18 protein-coding genes are annotated in these 17,901 nt (G+C 62.3%); 10 read left to right on the forward strand and 8 right to left on the reverse strand.

All coding sequences use genetic code 11. From position 1 onward, the window contains the following. Positions 1–18: 18 nt before the first annotated feature. Both AQZ49_RS08100 and AQZ49_RS08105 read left to right on the forward strand, forming a co-directional pair. Positions 19–678 carry a peroxiredoxin gene (locus tag AQZ49_RS08100; protein ID WP_067614784.1) on the forward strand — a complete coding sequence of 220 codons (660 nt, stop codon included), beginning with the start codon at positions 19–21 and terminating at the stop codon, positions 676–678. Next, positions 675–1,061 (forward strand): ArsR/SmtB family transcription factor, encoded by a 387-nt coding sequence (locus AQZ49_RS08105; protein ID WP_231739045.1) that lies wholly within the window; start codon positions 675–677, stop codon positions 1,059–1,061. The genes AQZ49_RS08100 and AQZ49_RS08105 overlap by 4 nt, the downstream gene beginning before the upstream one ends. A 98-nt stretch (positions 1,062–1,159) precedes the next feature. On the opposite strand, the gene AQZ49_RS08110 is transcribed toward AQZ49_RS08105, so the two are convergent. Both AQZ49_RS08110 and AQZ49_RS08115 read right to left on the reverse strand, forming a co-directional pair. Beyond that, positions 1,160–2,728, reverse strand: coding sequence for an amino acid ABC transporter ATP-binding/permease protein (locus AQZ49_RS08110; RefSeq protein ID WP_067614786.1), 1,569 nt, complete (start codon positions 2,726–2,728; stop codon positions 1,160–1,162). Next, positions 2,728–3,984: an ATP-binding cassette domain-containing protein gene (locus AQZ49_RS08115; RefSeq protein WP_231739052.1), complete on the reverse strand. Its 1,257-nt coding sequence runs from the start codon at positions 3,982–3,984 to the stop codon at positions 2,728–2,730. The genes AQZ49_RS08110 and AQZ49_RS08115 overlap by 1 nt, the downstream gene beginning before the upstream one ends. Positions 3,985–4,436: 452 nt before the next feature. Here AQZ49_RS08115 and AQZ49_RS08120 point away from each other — a divergent pair, with 452 nt between their 5' ends. From AQZ49_RS08120 to AQZ49_RS08130, 4 genes are read left to right on the forward strand one after another with little or no spacing between them, the layout of a single operon-like run. Beyond that, the gene (locus tag AQZ49_RS08120) at positions 4,437–6,008 is read left to right on the forward strand and encodes a cytochrome ubiquinol oxidase subunit I (protein WP_067614788.1); all 1,572 of its coding nucleotides are present in this window, start codon (positions 4,437–4,439) and stop codon (positions 6,006–6,008) included. 12 nt (positions 6,009–6,020) lie between these two features. Next, entirely contained in the window at positions 6,021–7,169 is a 1,149-nt protein-coding gene (gene cydB, locus AQZ49_RS08125) for a cytochrome d ubiquinol oxidase subunit II (RefSeq protein WP_067614789.1), read from the forward strand. 15 nt (positions 7,170–7,184) lie between these two features. Next, the gene (cydX, locus tag AQZ49_RS21765) at positions 7,185–7,295 is read left to right on the forward strand and encodes a cytochrome bd-I oxidase subunit CydX (RefSeq protein WP_028640172.1); all 111 of its coding nucleotides are present in this window, start codon (positions 7,185–7,187) and stop codon (positions 7,293–7,295) included. 20 nt (positions 7,296–7,315) lie between these two features. Further along, complete coding sequence (locus AQZ49_RS08130) at positions 7,316–7,900, forward strand: DsrE family protein (RefSeq protein ID WP_231739055.1); 585 nt, start codon at positions 7,316–7,318, stop codon at positions 7,898–7,900. A 9-nt stretch (positions 7,901–7,909) separates the two neighbouring features. On the opposite strand, the gene AQZ49_RS08135 is transcribed toward AQZ49_RS08130, so the two are convergent. Genes AQZ49_RS08135 through AQZ49_RS08160 form a run of 6 tightly spaced genes read right to left on the reverse strand, consistent with a single transcriptional unit; the run spans position 7,910 to position 12,785 of the window. Beyond that, positions 7,910–8,269 (reverse strand): carboxymuconolactone decarboxylase family protein, encoded by a 360-nt coding sequence (locus AQZ49_RS08135; RefSeq protein ID WP_067614790.1) that lies wholly within the window; start codon positions 8,267–8,269, stop codon positions 7,910–7,912. Between the two features lie 26 nt (positions 8,270–8,295). Then, on the reverse strand, positions 8,296–9,078 hold the full coding sequence (locus tag AQZ49_RS08140) for a sulfite exporter TauE/SafE family protein (protein ID WP_067614791.1): 783 nt from the start codon (positions 9,076–9,078) through the stop codon (positions 8,296–8,298). After that, positions 9,075–9,986: an MBL fold metallo-hydrolase gene (locus AQZ49_RS08145; RefSeq protein ID WP_067614792.1), complete on the reverse strand. Its 912-nt coding sequence runs from the start codon at positions 9,984–9,986 to the stop codon at positions 9,075–9,077. The genes AQZ49_RS08140 and AQZ49_RS08145 overlap by 4 nt, the downstream gene beginning before the upstream one ends. Then, positions 9,983–11,275, reverse strand: coding sequence for a TolC family protein (locus AQZ49_RS08150; protein WP_067614793.1), 1,293 nt, complete (start codon positions 11,273–11,275; stop codon positions 9,983–9,985). Before AQZ49_RS08150 ends, AQZ49_RS08145 begins: the two co-directional genes overlap by 4 nt. Before the next feature lie 11 nt (positions 11,276–11,286). Then, positions 11,287–11,490 carry a YgaP family membrane protein gene (locus AQZ49_RS08155; protein WP_028640166.1) on the reverse strand — a complete coding sequence of 68 codons (204 nt, stop codon included), beginning with the start codon at positions 11,488–11,490 and terminating at the stop codon, positions 11,287–11,289. Beyond that, positions 11,490–12,785 carry an NAD(P)/FAD-dependent oxidoreductase gene (locus AQZ49_RS08160; RefSeq protein ID WP_067614935.1) on the reverse strand — a complete coding sequence of 432 codons (1,296 nt, stop codon included), beginning with the start codon at positions 12,783–12,785 and terminating at the stop codon, positions 11,490–11,492. Before AQZ49_RS08160 ends, AQZ49_RS08155 begins: the two co-directional genes overlap by 1 nt. A 175-nt stretch (positions 12,786–12,960) precedes the next feature. Here AQZ49_RS08160 and AQZ49_RS08165 point away from each other — a divergent pair, with 175 nt between their 5' ends. Genes AQZ49_RS08165 through AQZ49_RS08180 form a run of 4 tightly spaced genes read left to right on the forward strand, consistent with a single transcriptional unit; the run spans position 12,961 to position 17,882 of the window. Then, positions 12,961–13,275 (forward strand): rhodanese-like domain-containing protein, encoded by a 315-nt coding sequence (locus AQZ49_RS08165; protein ID WP_342663694.1) that lies wholly within the window; start codon positions 12,961–12,963, stop codon positions 13,273–13,275. A 31-nt stretch (positions 13,276–13,306) separates the two neighbouring features. Continuing rightward, positions 13,307–14,317 carry an efflux RND transporter periplasmic adaptor subunit gene (locus AQZ49_RS08170; protein WP_028640163.1) on the forward strand — a complete coding sequence of 337 codons (1,011 nt, stop codon included), beginning with the start codon at positions 13,307–13,309 and terminating at the stop codon, positions 14,315–14,317. A gap of 8 nt (positions 14,318–14,325) precedes the next feature. Further along, the gene (locus AQZ49_RS08175) at positions 14,326–17,541 is read left to right on the forward strand and encodes an efflux RND transporter permease subunit (RefSeq protein ID WP_028640162.1); all 3,216 of its coding nucleotides are present in this window, start codon (positions 14,326–14,328) and stop codon (positions 17,539–17,541) included. Further along, positions 17,538–17,882, forward strand: a complete 345-nt coding sequence (locus AQZ49_RS08180; protein ID WP_067614794.1) for an ArsR/SmtB family transcription factor — start codon at positions 17,538–17,540, stop codon at positions 17,880–17,882. The genes AQZ49_RS08175 and AQZ49_RS08180 overlap by 4 nt, the downstream gene beginning before the upstream one ends. Positions 17,883–17,901: the final 19 nt, after the last annotated feature.

The raw sequence follows: 17,901 nt of genomic DNA on the forward strand, positions 1-17,901 counted from the left end.
CTAAAGGACACCTGATCGATGCAATCCGGCAGCGCAGCGTCAACCATCGGGTCAACGCCTGACGTACCCTTGCGCATTGGCGATGCCGTGCCCGATTTCACAGCGCGCACCACGCAAGGCATGGTGCGCTTGTCGGAATTTCGCGGACGCTGGCTCGTATTTTTCTCGCATCCGGCCGATTTCACGCCCGTATGCACTAGCGAATTCATGGCCATCGCAGCGGCTGCGGACCGGTTTGAAGCGCTAGGATGCAGCCTGCTGGGTCATTCGATTGACAGCCTGTTCTCGCATCTGGCCTGGATCCGCGCAATTCACGATGAACTGGGTGTCCGCGTACCGTTTCCGGTTGTCGAAGACCCCACGCTCGAGATCGCCCGCGCGTTTGGCATGGTGCCTGCCGACGTGCACCATGCCGCGTCCGTCCGCGCCGTCTATTTCATCAATCCAGACGGCGTGCTGATGGCCAGCATGTTCTATCCGGTAAGCGTTGGACGGTCAGTTGAGGAAATGCTGCGGACCCTGGCCGCGCTTCAACAAACCCAGTCTGGGGCCGTGATGTCGCCCGCAGAATGGCAGCCAGGCGATGCACTGCTATCACCGCCAGAATTTACAGCAGATGCGGTTTTGGCGGCCAACGGGCCGACGGGCTGGTTTTACCGGAAGGCGCCGGTTTCATGACAATGCTTGGCCAAACTTCGGTGAACATGGCGCGACTGGTCGAGGAATTGCGTCTCATCGGGCACCCGATGCGGCTTCAATTGCTGGCGATCCTCGCACGCGGCGAGCGAGGCGTTGGCGAGCTCGTGGCCGATACCGGACAGGGGCCCGTGTTGATCAGCCAGCAACTGGCATTATTGCGCAAAGCCGGTCTGGTGCAGACACGCCGCGAGGCCAAGCAGGTCTTTTACAGATTGGCAGATGGCAGATTGGGTCACGTCATAGCCAGCCTGTCGGAGATAATTGGCCCCGCTCATTCTATCGCCAGCCGTTCGCCTGTGGTGACGCCAATCAGCCGGGGGGTCAGCGCAGCAATGTTCGCTCGGGTTGAGCCGCGGGCCTAGAGCGTGATGACTAAAAGTGGGAACCGGTTTTTGTCAAAAAATCACGCGACAACAAAAATCTAGACCATGTTGGCGTTTCAACGAAACGTCATCATAGCCTAGATCTGCACGATCTGGTCGGCAAGAGCGGCCATTGCCGGACGATGGCTGACCAGCAGCAAGCCCGTTCCGGTCTTGCGCAGCCATTCGTCCAGTCGATTGATCAACGCGCGTTCCGTCGCAGCGTCCAGCCCTTCACTTGGTTCGTCCAGCACCAGCCAGGGGCGCCCGGCCAGCAGCGCGCGGGCAACGGCAAGGCGTCGCCGCTGGCCGCCTGACAGACGTGCACCATCGCTCCCCAGCCACTGATTAAGGCCATCGGGCAGTGCGCGGACCATGTCGGCGGCGCACACAACCGTCAGTGCCTCCCACATAGCTTCGGTGGTCAGACCCGGCCGGGCCAGTCCCAGATTGTCGGCCACACTTCCGGCAATCATCGGCGAATCCTGAGCGCACAGCGCGAAGATTTCGCGCAGACCGGTCAAGCCCCATGTTGCAGGTGATTGTCCGGCCACCAGCAGCGCCTGTGGCGCATCCGCTCTCAACCCCAGAAGCGTTTCGACAAGCCTTGTTTTGCCTGAACCCGAAGGACCGGCAATCAGCACCCGGCTGCCAGGTAAGCACGCCACACCGCACACATTGAGCTCGGGCGAAGCCGGTATTGTCGCACTTGCCTCGACTTTGGCTGTGGCAGGCTCAAGCGCGCTGAGGCGCTCAACGGCCTGATCGACCTCGTGCGTGCGCATATCCGACGCCGCCAGTCCCGCCCATCCTTCGAAAGCGGCGAGAATTGCCAACAGGCCAAATGCGAAACTTGGCGCAGGGCCACGTGCTACCCATGCCATCGCGGCAATCGCAACCGTGGCGAGGACAGTCTGAACGGCCTGGATCGCTCCCTCGGCACGAACCAGCCCCAAACGCGCTTTGGCATGGGCGGTCGCTGGAGCGTTGAGTGCCTTCTCAAGCGGCGGAGCCAGACCATAGATCATGATGTCTGCAGACGGCCCGGCCATATCGGCATAGTCGGACTGAAGCGCGGTGTAAGCGGTTGCCAGTTCGGCTTGCAGCGCAGGCAAGCGGCGCAACGCCATGGTTTTTGCCGTCAGACGCATGACCGGCAAGGTCACCAGGTAGATGGCTGTGGCGGTCCAGCCCATTGCCAGCGCACCGATAAGACCGGCAACGCCGAATGCCCAGGCACCGGGACGCGATATCCGCCGAATGACCGAATCTTCAAGCGCATCGACATCTTTGCCCAGCCGTGACGCCAATTCCCCGGGGCGTCCGGGAATTCCCCCGGCAAGCGCGCTTGCCACCACGGCGCGGAACAGGCCGGTGCGCACTTCGGCCAGCGCAAACAGCGCGGCGCGGTGACCGAACATGCGCTCGCCATAGCGTGTGCCGGTGCGCGCGATCGCAGCGGCGCGGATCGCGGCGCTGGGCAACAGATAGTTAAACGCCTGCACCGCCGCGATGCCCGAAACCCCGGCGATGGCGGCGCCTGCCAGAAACTGGCCTGATACCGCGAGCAAGCCCACCGCCGACAGCGCGGCCAGCACCGCGCAGGTGATGCCTGCCCACATGATCCGCCGTTGGCCGGCCAAGGCCTGTTGCACGAGTGCCATCATCACGCGATCCTCAGCACTGTCTCGGCCATGGCCACAAGCGCGGCGTCGTGCGTGGCGACGATCACCAGATGGTCGGTCGCCAATCGGTCAAGCACGCTGCGGATCGTCGCAGCCGTCGCCTCGTCCAGATCGGCTGTCGGCTCGTCCAGCAGCAGGATCGATCGGCCCGACAGCATGGCACGCGCCAGCCCGATCCGCCGCCGTTCGCCGCCAGAAAGGCCGGAACCGCGATGATCGAGCGTCATGCCAAGCCCGCCACGCCGGACGAGCATCGAACCAAGGCCCAGGCTTTGAAAGCACGCGGTTATGACCGCGTCTTCGGCTTTGCCCATCGCCAGATTGGCGCGCAGGCTGCCGGGCAGCAACGCCACTTGCTGCCCGGCCCAACCGATCGCCGCATTGAGCGCGCCCGGTGCAAACACAGCCCCGTCGGTTGTGATCTTGCCCGCCACCAGCGGTACCTCGCCGATCAGGCCAAGCAGGAGCGTGCTTTTTCCGGTTCCGGTCGAGCCGGCGATCGCGTGCAGCCCCGGACTTGACCAACACCAGTCGATCGGGCCGATCATCTCACCCCCGACGTGGGCAAACGCGACACCCTTGCCCGCTATTTGCACAGGAACTGCAATCGGTTCGACGGCGACCGGTAGCTTGGCCATTTCAGCGTTGAGCGCTGCCATCGCCGCATCGCCCTGCTGTTTGTCGTGATAGGCCGCGGCCAGGCGGCGCATCGCCAGGTAAAACTCCGGCGCCATCGCCAGGGTGAAAAAGGCGCGCAGCCCGGTCAAATGCTCCGGGGCCGGAAATGGCAGCAATCCGAGCAGGGAAAACCCGCAATAGACCGCGACCAGCGCGACCGACAGTGCGGCAAAGAATTCCAGAATGGCGCTGGAGGCAAAGGCTATGCCCAGAACATCCATCGTTCGCCTGGCAACTTGTCGGGCCGCCTCGCCAAGATGGCGGGCGACCCGGTCTTCAGCTGCAAAGCCCAGAATTGTCGGCAAGTTGCGCAGGCGATCGACAAACAACCCGGCCAACCGGCTCAATGCGACATGCTGACTTTCGGCGCGGCGCGCGGCAGCGCTGCCGGCGAGCACCAGCGCAAGGACAAAGGGCACCAGCGTTGCCACCATGATCAGACTGGCGATCCAGCTGGCCGCTGCGACGGCGAGGGCAATCAGCAATGGCGACAAGCCGCTGGCTGCACGCAAGGGCAAAAAGCGTGCAACCTGACCTTCGGTCGCAATGATCGAGTCCACGGCGAGGTGCATGTCCTCCCCGACGAGACTGCCGCGCAGCATCCGGGTGGGCAGAAGAGCCGGATGCACCAGTGCCCGCAGGCGGGTCGTTGCTGCGATGGCCGCGCTTTGCCCGACGATATTCGCCCGGAAAACAGCCATTGCGCGCAAGCAACCGCCAACCATGAAGAGCAGGCTCGCCCAAAGCATACCTGTTCGTGCACCCGTCCGGGCATCGACAGCCAGCGCAATCGCTGCGGCGATCGGGATCGCGCCAAGACTGTCGGTCAACCACCAGATGACTGCTGAAGGGTTTGGCCGGATACGGGCGATTGCTTGGGGAGCTGGCTTGACCATATTATGAAAGTATCATATTTAATGAAAGTGCGATTGGCAAGTGAGTCTCCTGTGGCCCCACCGCCGATTGACCGGTCCGCGCCCGTTTGGCGTGCGCACCCATAGGAGCATGTCCGATGGATATGGCGGTAGTTGAACTTTCCCGGCTGCAGTTTGCGCTGACGGCCATGTACCACTTTCTGTTCGTGCCTCTCACTCTTGGCCTGTCATTCATGCTGGTCATTATGGAGAGCATCTATGTGATCACCAAGCGGCCGATCTGGCGCGTGATCACCCGCTTTTGGGGCAAGCTGTTCGGGATCAACTTTGTTCTCGGCGTCGCCACCGGCCTTACCATGGAATTCGAATTCGGCACCAACTGGGCTTATTACGCCCACTATGTCGGCGATATCTTTGGTGCGCCACTGGCGATCGAAGGGCTGATGGCCTTCTTTCTGGAAGCCACATTTGTGGGCCTGATGTTCTTCGGTTGGGACCGGCTCAGTCGGGTCCAGCATTTGTTTGTCACGTTCCTGGTCGCCCTTGGGTCCAACCTGTCGGCATTGTGGATTCTGATCGCCAATGGCTGGATGCAAAATCCGGTCGGCGCCACGTTCAATCCGCAAACCATGCGCATGGAAGTGACCGACTTTTATGCCGTGCTGTTCAACCCTGTGGCACAGGCCAAGTTCGTGCACACCGTCAGCGCCGGCTATGTCTGCGCGGCGACGTTCGTCATGGGCGTTTCGGCGGTCTATCTTTTGCAGGGCAAATGGACCAATGTGGCGCGCCGTTCGATGATGGTTGCCGCCGCCTTCGGGCTGGCCTCTGCGCTGTCGGTGGTCGTGCTCGGCGATGAAAGCGGCTATACCATTTCCGACAACCAGAAGATGAAAATGGCTGCAATCGAGGCGATGTGGAAGACTGAGCCCGCGCCTGCCGGATTGACCCTCGTCGGACTACCCGATCTTGCCACCCAGCAGACGAATTATGCAATCAAGGTGCCCTACGTCCTTGGCGTAATCGGCACGCATAGCCTGACCGGGCAGGTAACCGGGATCGATGACCTTGTGTTTCAGGCCGACCAGCGCATTCACAGCGGCATTATCGGCTATGATGCGATTCAGAAGCTGAAATTGAATCAGAACGATGTGGCCGCGCGCTCAGTCTTCGAAGCACATAAGCGCGATGTCGGCTTTGCCTTGTTGACCAAGCGCTATGTGTCCGATCCGCGTCAGGCCAACGATGCGCAGATCCTGCGGGCAGCACGCGATACCATTCCCAATGTGCCGGTTATGTTCTGGCTGTTTCGCGGCATGGCCGGGCTGGGCTTTGGTTTCATCGCCTATTTCGGAATGGCATTCTGGTGCGCATCGTCCTGCCAGTTTTCCAAGCCCTGGTTCCTCAAACTGGCGGTGCTGATGATCCCGCTGCCATGGTTGGCAATTGAAGGTGGCTGGGTGCTGGCGGAAATCGGGCGTCAGCCATGGTCGGTGGATGGCGTACTACCCACCTTCCTGGGCGCGTCCTCGCTGACGATCCCGCAGATCTGGACGACCATCATCGGCTTTACCGCGCTTTATGGCACGCTGGCGGTAATCGAGGTTCGCCTGATGATCGCTTCTATCCGCAAAGGGCCAATCGAGCCGCATTATCCGGTTGCGCCATCCGGGTCCTATGCCGGGTTCGTCCCGATGCCTGCCGAATAAGGGAGCAATTCGATGCATATCCCGCTCGACTATGAAACTTTGCGCCTGATCTGGTGGGCGCTGCTGGGTGTGCTGTTGATCGGCTTTGCGCTGACCGATGGCTATGACCTTGGGGTAGCGACTCTACTGCCATTCGTCGCCCGCAATGACGAGGAACGACGCCTGACAATCAACGCTGTGGCACCGCACTGGGAAGGCCACCAGGTGTGGTTCATTCTGGGCGGCGGGGCGATCTTTGCCGCCTGGCCGTTTGTCTATGCAGTCAGCTTTTCGGGCTTTTATCTCGCCATGTTTCTGGTGCTGGCAGCACTGATCCTGCGGCCGGTCGGATACAAATACCGGTCAAAGGATGCCAATCCGGCCTGGCGTGCGCGCTGGGATTGGGCAATTTTCATCAGCGGACTGGTGCCGGCGTTGGTGTTCGGCGTGGCGGTTGGCAACGCCTTGGCGGGTGCGCCGTTTCGCTTCGACAGCGATTTGCGCATGACTTACGAAGGGTCGCTGCTGGGCCTGTTCACACCCTTTACCCTGCTGACCGGCGTGCTGTCGGTGGCCATGCTGGCGCTGCATGGCGCGGGCTGGCTGGCGGTGAAAATCGAAGAAGGCCCCGTGCTGGCACGCACCCGGCGGATCGGCCTTGGCGCCGGGATCGCCTCGATTGCCCTGTTCGCCCTTGGCGGACTGATGGTGGCAAAGGGTGGCATGGGCATGCATCTGGTGGGTGCGGTGGATGCTTCGGGGCCATCCAATCCCTTGATGTCGGGCTCGGCGCCTTTGTCTGGCGGGTGGCTCGGCAATTATGCGTTGCATCCCTGGATGCTGATCGCGCCAGCGCTCGGGCTGATCGGACCGATCGTGGCATTGGTCGGGATCAGCCTGCGCAAGGGGCTGCTGAACTTTGCCGGCTCGGCACTGGCAATCGTCGGCACGATCGCAACCGTGGGTCTGTCGATGTTCCCGTTCATCCTGCCAAGTTCGATCGATCCCCGGTCCAGCCTGACGGTGTGGAATGCTTCGTCGAGCCATCTGACGCTGTTCATCATGCTGATCGTGACGGTCGTGTTTCTGCCGATAGTGCTGCTGTACACCGCGTGGGTGATGAAAGTGCTGGCGGGCCGGATCACGCTCGCCGACGTACGCACCAGCCTCGACTTCTATTGATAAGGATACACACCGATGTGGTATTTTTCCTGGATACTCGGGCTTGGTCTTGCGGTGGCATTTGGCGTGATCAACGGGTTGTGGCACGAATTCAATTCGCCGATCGACGACGATCCGGCGGTTTGATCGAACCATCACCGCGTGGCATGCGTCAGTCGCAAAGCCCCCGCCGGTCCGGCCTGGACCTGCGAGGGTTTGTGCTGTCCAAGGGATCCTCTGGCGAAAGGTCGTTATCCATGATGGTCAATCAGTTGCGCAGGCTGCGTGCCATGGCTTACCTGTCGATGGCCGGGGTGCTTGTGATACTTGCCGGGCCCTGCCTTGCCGAGGCGCCAACCAGTGCGGCCCCATCAGCGCCGTATTACGTGTTCCAGCGGGTCGTTTATCAGAACGACGGCGGCTCGCCCGACAATCACGCCTATTTCGGGCGTATATTGCACAACATCGCAGCGCACATCGCGGCGACGGACGGCAAAGTGGAAATCCGCGTGGTCAACTTTTCTGTTGGCGTGACCCTGTTTCAGCTTGCCAGGACCGACGCCGATCTGCGCGCGCAAATCGATGCCTTGCGCGCCAAGGGGGTCAAATTCCTGATCTGCCGCAACACGTTGAACGGCATGGGTCTCAAGCTCGAAGATCTGTATGCGGTCAAGCCAGAGGATGTCGTGCCAAGCGGCGTTGCCGAAATCGCCCGCCTTCAGGGCCAGGGATTTGTCTATATTCACCCATAACGGTGCGCGTCATGATGCCGCCCCGGCTTGCGCGGCGAACTGGTCATAGGCTTCGACCGCTTGGGCCGCATACATCAGGCTGGGGCCGGCGCCCATGTATAGCGCCATACCCATGGTTTCCATCAACTCGTCGCGCGTGGCACCCTGTTCGAGTGCTGCTTTGGCGTGGAATGCCACGCAACCATCGCAGCGAATGGCCACCGCGATCGCAAGCGCAATCAATTCCTTGGTCTTTGTGTCGAGCGTTCCTGCACCTGTGGCAGCAGCCGCCATCGAAGAAAAGGCCTTCATCACCTCGGGCGCGCCGAGGCGGACCTGACGAATCGCGCCGGTCAGTTCCTTTGCCATTTCGGGCCAGTCTTTGTTCATCGCGATGGGTCCTTTCAGCGACCAGGCTAAGCGGACAACGCCACCCAGCTACGGTAAAGCATATAGATCGCCACCAGCACGATACCGCCGGCGAACAGCGTGTTGAGTTGGCCTTTGTGTGCGGACAGCCGGCGTGAAGCCGCAGTTCCCAGCACCGTTCCGCCCAAGCCACCCAGGATGAATGTCCCCGCCAATGACCAGTCAACCAGCCCCGATGCGGCATAATTTGCCGCCGTGGTCAGGCCAAAGGCGCTGACTGCGACCAAGGATGTTCCGATAGCCTGATAGATCGGCATCGAGGTGGCCGCGATGAGCGCCGGAACGATGAGAAATCCGCCCCCAATGCCGAAAAACCCCGAAAGACATCCGGTTGCAAAACCAAAACCGGTGACGCGCGGCAGGTTTTCGCGATGGCAGGACACGCCTTCGACGCCGTCGTCGCGGCGCGAGCGGAACATGACTGCGGCGACCACGACCATCAGCAGGGCAAACAGAAACAGCAATCGCTGACCATCGATCGCCTTGCCCAGACTTGATCCCGCAAGGGCACCGATGACCCCAGAAAGGGCAAAGGCAATGCCGCATCGCCAGACGACATTGCGCGCTCGCGCATGGCTGGCGAGGCCAGCCATGGCGTTGACCGCGACCGCAAAGGCGCTCGTGCCGATGGCCAGATGCGGGTCTTTGACACCGACGACATAGACCATCAGTGGCACCGCCATGACCGAGCCACCGCCGCCCACCAGACCCAGCGTAAAGCCCACAAGTCCTCCGCTTCCCAGCGACAGCAGGGCGTGGAGCAGCGTCAAAGCAGGTTTACCGGCAGCTTTAGGTAACTAACACCATTTGCTTCCGCATCGGGCAGGTGCCCGGCGCGCATGTTGACCTGCACCGATGGCAGCATCAGCCGTGGCATGGTCAGCGTCGCGTCGCGGGTCTGGCGCATGGCCACAAACTCACCTTCCTCGATCCGATCGTGAACGTGGATGTTGTGCAACCGCTCATCACCTATGCTAGTTTCCCAGGCAAAGGCGGCGCGGTCGGACGCGCCGTAGTCGTGACAAAGGAACACGCGCGTTGCGGCGGGCAATTGCATCAACCGCCGGATCGACCGGTACAGTGCGGCCGCGTCCCCACCGGGAAAGTCGGTTCGTGCCGTGCCATAGTCGGGCATGAACAAGGTATCACCGACAAACAACGCATCGCCAAAGACATAGGCCATGCAGGCAGGGGTATGGCCCGGCACATGCAACGCGGTTCCCTTGATTGTGCCCAGCACCAGATCGTCACCATCATCCAGCAGGAGGTCGAACTGCGAACCATCCCGCGCAAAGCTGGCGGGCTCGTTGAACAGGTCGCCGAAGGTCTTCTGCACCGTGACGATCTCGCGACCGATCACGATCCTGCCGCCTAGCCGAGCTTGCAGCCAGGGCGCCGCTGACAAGTGATCGGCGTGGGCATGCGTTTCCATCAGCATGGCAACGCCAAGATCGCGTTTTTCGATATAGTTGGCTACGACTTCTGCCGAAGCAGTCCGCGTGCGGCCCGATGCAGGGTCGAAATCGAGCACTGGGTCGATGATTGCGGCCTGGCGGCTGACCGGATCGTGCACGACATGCGTGGCGGTGAAAGTAGCTTCGTCGAAAAAGCTCTGCACGATCGGCTTTGCACCCGATGCGATGACAGCTTGCGCACGGAACAGGGCATCGTCGGTCATTTCGAAAAGGCCCCGGTCAGCGCGTTAAGTTGCCATGCAGCGATGAGGCGTTGGCCTTCCGCTTCAATCATCGCGGCTTGCGCCGTCAGCGCTTCGCGCTCGGCATCAAGCACGGCCAACGTGGGCTTGGCGCCCACTTTCGCTTCCAGTCGTGTCGAGCGCAAAGCTTCGTCAGCGGCGGCGACCCGCGCGGCACTCGCGGTCACCGTGCGTCCGGCGGTTACCAGGCCCGACCATGCGGTGATCACCGCACTGTCGACCTGGTCGCGTGCATCGCGTTCCCGCGCTTCACTACCATCGAGCGTTGCGTCGGCCTCATGGATCTTGGCTTGCGTGCGCCCGCCCGCAAATATCGTCCACCGGCCACGTATACCCACCGCAAAGGCATCCGCCTGATATCCCGGAAAGAACTGGTCGCGGGTGCGGGTTGCTTCGGCAAAGGCGCCGATGGTCGGCAGGCTTTCGGCCTTGGCCGCTCGTACGCCGGCGCGAGCGATATCGATACCCTTTGCAGCTTGTGCCAGCGCCGGGTTGGCTTGATGGGCGCTATCAACGGCTTCATCGAGCGTCGGCGGGGTTGGCGGCAAAGCCGGCAGCGGCGCAAGCGCCCCGGCATCATGGCCAGTCAGGCGGCGAAATTGTGCTTCGGCGCTGATCCGGCGGCCTTCGGCACCCGCCAAGCCTGCATCCGCTTCGGCCCGACGCGCGGTGGAGGTCGCCAGTTCGGAAGCAGGAATTTCGCCGACCTTGAAGCGCAAGCCGGCCTGTCGTTCGACTTCGGTCAGTGCGGTAACGAGCTGGCGAAACCGGTCTTCGATCCGGCGCGCCGTCAGCACTTCGGCATAGGCGGCAACCGCCGAAACCACGGTCCGCGCGCGCGCATCGGCAAGTCCCAGTCTGGCCATGTCCACCCCGCCATGCGCCTGATCGATCGCGGCGGCCACCCGGCCCCCGGCATAGAGCGGCATCTCTGCCCCTGCCTGCACGGCCAGCGGCGTGACATTTTGCGCGGTAAAGCCAAAGAAACCGCCATTGTTGATGCGGCCTGCGCCGACCTGGCCTTGCACCGATACCAGCGGATGCCCTTCGGCCCGCGCGGCATCGAGCTTTGCCCCGGCCATCGCCTCGTCCGCGTTTGCCTCGGCGATGGCAGGCGCATGAGCCAGCGCGTCGGCGATGGCAGAGGCCAGATCCTGCGCATTGGCGGCAGGTGCCAACAACAGGATCGGCAGCGATACGAAGGACCGGCGCGCAAGCGTCCAAAGTCCGGCACGGCACCTGCGGCGCATCACGGGTATCCTTACCTGAAGGTGTTGCCGGGCCTGATGCCCATCATCTTGAAGACAATGGCTGCCGGGCAAAAGCGGGTGAAGCTGGCCTGGAACATGTTGGCGCCGGCAAACAGCGTCAGCCAGATCCAGGCGGGGTTGATGAAGTGGGCGGCCAGCGCGCTGGCCAAAACCACGACCCCGGCAAAACGCATCACAGCGGCATCAAGTGTCATCACGCGGCTCCCTTGGTGGTCTGTTTCAATTTGTTGATGCCCAGCACTTGCAGCGCCAGCTTTTCATAGAGCGGTTCGCTGGTGCCCGACCGCACTTTGTGGATGAAGTATTTTTCAAAGCCGACTTTGGCGAGATGGACCCATTTGCCCTGGCTCGCCCAGTTGACGTTGCGCGGTGGGATCTGCGGCTGTGCCACAAAGGCCACGCCGCCATCGCCGAAATCGGCAAGGCACACGGCATTCCAGCTAGGGATTTCGCACGGGTCTTTGCCATCCAGTTCCGAGGCGAGATTGTGCGCAACCGCGGTGACCATCGATTCGATCATGAAGCCCGTCTTGGGAACGCCGACCGGCACAGGCGTCGGCCCGATCGGCGGGATCGCGACGCAAACGCCCAGCGAATAGATATTTTTGAAATTGGGATTGCGCTGGTGCTTGTCGGCCAGAATGAACCCGCGCGGGTTGGTCAGGCCCTCGATGCCGAAGACCGCCTTTACGCCACGAAACGCCGGCAGGATCATCGAATAGCCGAACGGCAGGTCGTGCGCCTTTTTGACAGTGCCATCTTCGGCCACTTCCTCGACATGCATCATGCCATCATCGACGCCGGTGATACGCGCGTTGGTCACCCATTTGATGTGGCGATTGCGCATTTCGCTTTCGAGAAGGCCCTTGGTATCGCCCACACCATCAAGCCCGAGGTGGCCGATGTAGGGTTCGGACGTCACAAAAGTCATCGGCACCTGATCGCGGATTTTCCGCTTGCGCAGTTCGGTGTCGAGTATCAGCGCAAATTCATAAGCCGGGCCAAAACACGATGCGCCCTGCGCCGCGCCAACCACGATCGGGCAGGGATTGGCGCAGAAGGCATCGAAATCATCGGCGGCGTGACTGGCGTGATCGGTGCGGCAAACCGAAACGGTATGACCGTCTGGCCCAAGCCCCTTGACCTCGTCAAAGGCTAGCTCGGGGCCGGTGGCGATGACCAGATAATCATACATCATCATGCTGCCATCACCCAGGTCGAGGCGATTTTCTGTCGGGTGAACCCGTGTGCAGCCCACATTGATAAAGCCGATGCCGCGTTTTTTCATGACCGGGGGCAGATGGACGCGGATCGCATCGGGTTCGCGCCAGCGCACGGCCACCCAGGGGTTTGAGGGAACAAACCAGTAATCGTCGGTATCCGACACCACCATGACCTCGGCGCGGCCCTTGGTGGCTTCGCGGATTTCATAGGCGGCGATCGTTCCGCCAAGGCCGGCGCCTAGGACGATGATCCGGGGCAATGACATCGAATACTCTCCCTCAATTTTTCCTTCGGCGCGGTCACGATAGATCGGCGCGGCGTTCCTGAATCGCACTTGACGAATATAATTCATAACGCATATAAGCAAGTGATAATTTTGAGTGTCGGCAGACTCTGCCCACAAGAGGAGACGAGCGATGGTCTTTGGATTTTTGAGATCGGTGAAGCACCGAGAAATCGATGCAGCGGCGCTGAACATGATGATCAAGGCCAACCAGGCACTGGTGGTCGATGTGCGCGAAAGCGATGAGTTTGCCGCCGGGCACATCCCGGGTGCGATCAACATGCCGCTGTCGACATTTCAGGCCGACAAGTTGCCCGTTGCCAAGGGCAAGACCGTTATTCTCAATTGCCTTGGCGGCAAACGGTCAGGTCAGGCGCTCGACTCATGCCGTGCCGCGAAATCTGCGGTCAACACGCATCTGGCGGGCGGGTTTGGCGCATGGAAATCGGCCGGCCTGCCGATCGAACGCTAAAATCAAGACAACTGGCGGCAGGAGAGACGTGATGCGCAAGGGCTTGGTTCTGGCAATGCTGCTGGCGGGGGGAGTCTCTGCGGGGCTGTCCGCGTGCGGCGGCGCAAAGGCGCCCGAGGCCCCGGCCAAAGCAGCAGCAGGCCCGCGCCTGACCGTGGTGCTGCGCGATGCGCCCGACTGGCAATCTGTTCCTGCCGAAGTTTCGACTCGGGATCAGGCGCAAGTGATTGCCCGCATACCTGGCCTTCTTGCCAGTCTGTCGGTACGCGCGGGCGACAGCGTCCGCCAGGGCCAGACGATCGGGCGGATCACCGACAGCCAGTTGGGCTATCAGGCGGGCGCCTATGGCGCGCAGGCCGCTGCCGCAGGGGCACAAGCCGGGGCGGCGCAGGCAGAACTGAAGCGGGTGCGCTTTCTTTACGAGAACGGCGTCTATGCCAAAGCGCGGCTCGACCAGGTCGAGGCTGCTGCGAATGCTGCCGGTGCGCAAGTGCAGGCCGCGCGCGCGCAGCAGGCCTCGGTCAACGCGATGGCCGGGCAAGGCGCCGTTGTGGCCCCGTCTGCAGGGCGGGTGCTGCGCGCCGATGTGCCCGCCGGTTCGCCGGTCATGCCGGGAACGGTGATCGCGGTGGTGACTTCGGGCCCGGTCGTGCTGCGGCTCGAACTGCCCGAAGGGCTCGCCGCAAAAGTGCTGCCCGGTGCCAAAGTACAAGTTGACGGGATGGCCGATCAGGGCACGGTGACGCGGGTCTATCCGGCCGTGCAGGCAGGACAGGTTTCGGCCGATGTTGCCATTTCGGGGCTGGATTCGCGGCTGATCGGGCGGCGTCTGTCCGCGCGCGTGGCGGCAGGGTCCCGCCATGTCATGGTCGTGCCGAAAGCATTTGTGAGCACGCAGTTCGGCCTCGACAGCGTGGCCGTGGTTGCGCGTGACGGCAGCGCAATGCGCGTGCCGGTGCAGACCGCGCCGGCCGATGGCGGCAATGTCGAAATCCTGTCCGGCGTGAATGTCGGCGATGTGCTGGCAGGTGGCGGGCAATGAAACTCGCAATGAATTTGGGCATTTCCGGCCGCCTGACCCGCGCCACCATAGCGTCTCCGCTGACACCGCTGTTTTTGCTGGCGGCGATCATGGTCGGGCTGATCGCCACGATCACCATCCCGCGCGAGGAAGAGCCGCAGATCAGCGTGCCGATGGTCGATATCCGCGTGGCCACACCCGGCCTGTCGGCGCCCGATGCCATCGAACTGGCCGCGAAGCCGCTCGAGACGATCGTCAAATCGGTCGATGGCGTCGAGCATGTCTATACCCAGGCGCAAGACAATGGCGTGCTGGTGACCGCGCGGTTTGTCGTCGGGTCCAATCCCGAAGCTGCTGCCACCCGCATCGACGAGAAGATCAGGGCCAACGCTGACAAGATTCCTGTCGGCATCGCCCCGCCACAGATCACCACCCGCGGCATATCCGATGTGCCGATTGTGGTCCTGACACTGACACCCAAGCCGGGCGCGGTCGGGCAATGGGATGACCGCACGCTTTACGATCTGGCGACCAAGCTGCGCAGTGAAGTCGCCAAAGTCGATGATGTCGGCATAACCTTCATCACCGGCGGCCAGCAGGACGCCATCCGCGTGATCCCCGATCCTGCTCGCCTTGCGGCGCAGCGCGTACCGCTGTCCGCGATCATGGACGCGATTGGCCAGGCAGGGCGGAGCTTTCCGGGCGGTACGGTGCGCGAAGGTGGCGCCGCCATGGCGGTTACGGCCGGGCGCTCGCTGGCCAGCGCCGACGAAGTGCGCGCGCTGACCGTGCGGTCCGCCAGCGGCGCGCCAGTGCAATTGGGCGATGTCGCGCAAGTGGTGCAGGGCGCAACGCAGGATCAGGCGCGAAGCTGGCGCTGGGCAAAGGATGCGCAAGCCGGCTGGACCTCGGCGCCTGCGGTGTCGATCGCCGTGGCCAAGCGCAATGGCGCCAACGCGGTCAATGTCAGCCAGGCGGTCATCGCGCGGGTCGAGGCGCTGAAGGGATCGCTGGTCCCGGCGGGCGTGGCCGTTACCGTAACCCGCGATTATGGTCAGTCGGCCGATGACAAAGCCAACGAGCTGATCTTTCACCTGGCGCTCGCCACGGTGTCGATTGTCATCCTGATCGGTTTTGCGATCGGCTGGCGCGAAGCGGCGGTGACCGCGATCGTTATTCCAACGACGATCATGCTGACGATGTTTGCCTCGCGCAGCATGGGGTTCTCGATCAACCGGGTCAGCCTGTTCGCGCTGATTTTCTCGATCGGCATCCTCGTCGATGATGCGATCGTAATGATCGAGAACATTGCCCGCCACTGGGCGATGAAGGATGGCCGCAGCCGCCAGCAGGCCGCGATCGAGGCCGTGGCCGAAGTCGGCAACCCCACGATCATTGCCACGCTGACAGTGGTCGCCGCGCTGTTGCCGATGCTGTTCGTGTCGGGGCTCATGGGCCCCTATATGGCGCCCATCCCGATCAATGCGTCGGCCGCAATGGTGTTCAGCTTTTTTGTCGCGGTGATCATCGCGCCCTGGCTGATGGTCCGCTTTGCCCGCAAAACACTGACCGGGCACGACCATGACGTGGCTGGTGGCGGACGATTGGGGGCGATCTATGTCCGCTATGCGTCACGCGTGATCGCCACACGCGCCAGCGCACGGGGCTTTCTGATCGGCGTGGGCATTGCGACACTGGTCGCGTGCAGCATGTTCTATTTCAAAGCGGTCGTGGTCAAACTGCTGCCGTTCGACAACAAGAGCGAAGTGCAACTGGTCGTCGACATGCCGGTCGGCACCAGTCTGGAGGGCACTTCGCGCGTGCTCGAAGCGGCCTCGGCAGTGGCGCGGCAGATGCCCGAAGTCACCGCGATGGAAGCGTACGCCGGGACGGCCGCGCCATTCAATTTCAACGGGCTTGTGCGTCACTATTTCCTGCGTGCCGCGCCCAATCTGGGCGATGCCATGGTCAGCCTGAAACCCATGGGCGACCGTAGCCGGTCGAGCCATGCGATCGCGGTGGATTTGCGCGAGCGGCTCAAAGCGATCGTCTTGCCTGCGGGTGGTGTGATCAAGGTGGTGGAAACCCCGCCGGGGCCGCCAGTTCTGGCAACGCTACTGGCCGAAATCTATGGCCCCGATGAGGCGACGCGGCAAAAAACCGCGCTCGCGGTGGAACAGATTTTCAAATCGGTCCCGTTCATTGTCGATACCGACAATTCGTTCGGCCATGCCTTGCCCACGCTGCGATTGGTGCCCGACCGTAGCAAGCTTGACCAATATGGCGTGAGCGAGCGTCAAGTGCTGGACAGCATCGGCGCGCTGATGGGCACGCAGACGCTGGGCTACGCACCGCGCGGCGCGGATCGCGACCCCTTGCCGATCGTCATGGGCCTGGACCAGAACCAGCGGCAGTGGAGCGGCGAGCTCGCCGCAACGCCGGTGGCGATGGCGCCCGGTGGGCAGTTGCTGAACCTGGGGGCGCTGGTCGATGTGCATCGCGAACAGGGTGGTCAGGCGATGTTCCGGCGCGATGGCCGCGGCGCGACAATGGTCATGGCTGACCTCGCCGGGCGCTATGAGGCACCGATCTACGGAATGCTGGCCGTCGATCAGGCTGTCGATGCCTATGACTGGGCCGGCCACGGCCTCACCAAACCGGTGATCCTGCTGCACGGACAGCCCGATGATGAAAGCCATGCCAGCCTGTTGTGGGATGGCGAATGGGAAATCACCTGGGTGACGTTCCGCGACATGGGCGGGGCGTTCATGGTGGCCTTGCTGGCAATCTATGTGCTGGTGGTCGGCCAGTTCGGATCGTTCAAGTTGCCGCTGGTGATCCTGACGCCGGTGCCGTTGACGCTGATCGGTATCGTGATCGGCCACATGCTGTTCGGCGCGCCGTTTACCGCCACCAGCATGATCGGGTTTATCGCGCTGGCCGGGATCATCGTGCGCAATTCGATCCTGCTGGTCGATTTCATCCGCCATGCCAGCACCCCGGGCAAGCCCTTGCGCGCAGTGCTGATCGAAGCCGGTCGCATCCGCGTCAAGCCGATCGCGCTGACCGCCGCCGCCGCGATGATCGGCGCCAGCGTGATCCTGACCGATCCGATCTTTCAGGGGCTGGCGATTTCGCTGCTGTTTGGCCTTGCTTCGTCAACCCTGCTGACTTTGCTCGTAATCCCGGCAATTTATGTGGTCTTGCGCGATGACGGCGTATCACTATCTGTGGAGGAATCATGAAACCCACCGATCTGACCGAACTCAAGGCCAATGCGGCCTATATCGCGCAACGCCTGAAGGTCATGAGCCATCCCGAGCGGCTGCTGATGCTGTGCCGGATGGACGAGGGCGAAGTCAGCGTCAATGAACTGGTCGCGCTGACCGGTCTGTCGCAATCGGGCGTGTCGCAGCATCTTGCCTTGCTGCGGGCCGAAGACGCGGTTTCGGTGCGGATCGAGGCGAACATTCGCTGGTACAGCCTGAAGGACCGTGTGGTGTCCGGCACCATCCATGCCTTGTGCCAACTGTGCGATCGGGCTGGTATAATTCCGACCCCCGACGTGACGAAGCTTTCCGCCTAGCTGCCTGCAAGACATTGCG

The organism is Novosphingobium sp. FSW06-99, assembly GCF_001519065.1.
Lineage (GTDB): Bacteria > Pseudomonadota > Alphaproteobacteria > Sphingomonadales > Sphingomonadaceae > Novosphingobium.

What these genes read in the sequence shown, in the direction of transcription:
- AQZ49_RS08160 (WP_067614935.1), bottom strand. Translation starts at nt 12,785, where the DNA reads ATGTCATTGCCCCGGATCATCGTCCTAGGCGCCGGCCTTGGCGGAACG.
- AQZ49_RS08180 (WP_067614794.1), top strand. Translation starts at nt 17,538, where the DNA reads ATGAAACCCACCGATCTGACCGAACTCAAGGCCAATGCGGCCTATATC.
- cydX (WP_028640172.1), top strand. Translation starts at nt 7,185, where the DNA reads ATGTGGTATTTTTCCTGGATACTCGGGCTTGGTCTTGCGGTGGCATTT.
- AQZ49_RS08105 (WP_231739045.1), top strand. Translation starts at nt 675, where the DNA reads ATGACAATGCTTGGCCAAACTTCGGTGAACATGGCGCGACTGGTCGAG.
- AQZ49_RS08175 (WP_028640162.1), top strand. Translation starts at nt 14,326, where the DNA reads ATGAATTTGGGCATTTCCGGCCGCCTGACCCGCGCCACCATAGCGTCT.
- AQZ49_RS08155 (WP_028640166.1), bottom strand. Translation starts at nt 11,490, where the DNA reads ATGACACTTGATGCCGCTGTGATGCGTTTTGCCGGGGTCGTGGTTTTG.
- AQZ49_RS08145 (WP_067614792.1), bottom strand. Translation starts at nt 9,986, where the DNA reads ATGACCGACGATGCCCTGTTCCGTGCGCAAGCTGTCATCGCATCGGGT.
- AQZ49_RS08120 (WP_067614788.1), top strand. Translation starts at nt 4,437, where the DNA reads ATGGATATGGCGGTAGTTGAACTTTCCCGGCTGCAGTTTGCGCTGACG.
- AQZ49_RS08130 (WP_231739055.1), top strand. Translation starts at nt 7,316, where the DNA reads ATGCGTCAGTCGCAAAGCCCCCGCCGGTCCGGCCTGGACCTGCGAGGG.
- AQZ49_RS08150 (WP_067614793.1), bottom strand. Translation starts at nt 11,275, where the DNA reads ATGCGCCGCAGGTGCCGTGCCGGACTTTGGACGCTTGCGCGCCGGTCC.
- AQZ49_RS08100 (WP_067614784.1), top strand. Translation starts at nt 19, where the DNA reads ATGCAATCCGGCAGCGCAGCGTCAACCATCGGGTCAACGCCTGACGTA.
- AQZ49_RS08110 (WP_067614786.1), bottom strand. Translation starts at nt 2,728, where the DNA reads ATGATGGCACTCGTGCAACAGGCCTTGGCCGGCCAACGGCGGATCATG.
- cydB (WP_067614789.1), top strand. Translation starts at nt 6,021, where the DNA reads ATGCATATCCCGCTCGACTATGAAACTTTGCGCCTGATCTGGTGGGCG.
- AQZ49_RS08135 (WP_067614790.1), bottom strand. Translation starts at nt 8,269, where the DNA reads ATGAACAAAGACTGGCCCGAAATGGCAAAGGAACTGACCGGCGCGATT.
- AQZ49_RS08170 (WP_028640163.1), top strand. Translation starts at nt 13,307, where the DNA reads ATGCGCAAGGGCTTGGTTCTGGCAATGCTGCTGGCGGGGGGAGTCTCT.